Below are 287 nucleotides of genomic sequence, written 5' to 3' on the forward strand. Positions count from 1 at the left end.
GAGGGGCGCGTGAACTTCGAAGACTTCAAGCCGGTCGACGTGGTGCGCGAAGACGACAAGGCATTTGACGTTGTGCTCGAAAAGTCCGGTAAGCGCGTCACGGTTCCTGAGGATCGGTCGATTCTCGAGGCGCTGCGTGATGCGGGCGTGGCAACAGTGAGTTCGTGCGAAAGCGGCACTTGCGGCACGTGCAAGACGCGCTTGCTCTCGGGCGAGGTCGACCATCGCGACATGGTGCTCATGGACGAGGAGAAGTCCGACAACATCATGATCTGCGTGTCGCGCGC

Annotated in this window: 1 protein-coding gene; it reads left to right on the plus strand. The window is 61.0% G+C overall.

Annotated elements, in window-relative coordinates; translation table 11 throughout:
• Nucleotides 1-287: 2Fe-2S iron-sulfur cluster-binding protein (locus tag GQE99_RS20245; RefSeq protein ID WP_161353777.1), on the plus strand; the 287-nt coding region annotated here is incomplete at both ends.

Origin of the sequence: Maritimibacter harenae (assembly GCF_009882975.1) — a bacterium.
Taxonomy (GTDB): Bacteria; Pseudomonadota; Alphaproteobacteria; order Rhodobacterales; family Rhodobacteraceae; genus Maritimibacter; species Maritimibacter harenae.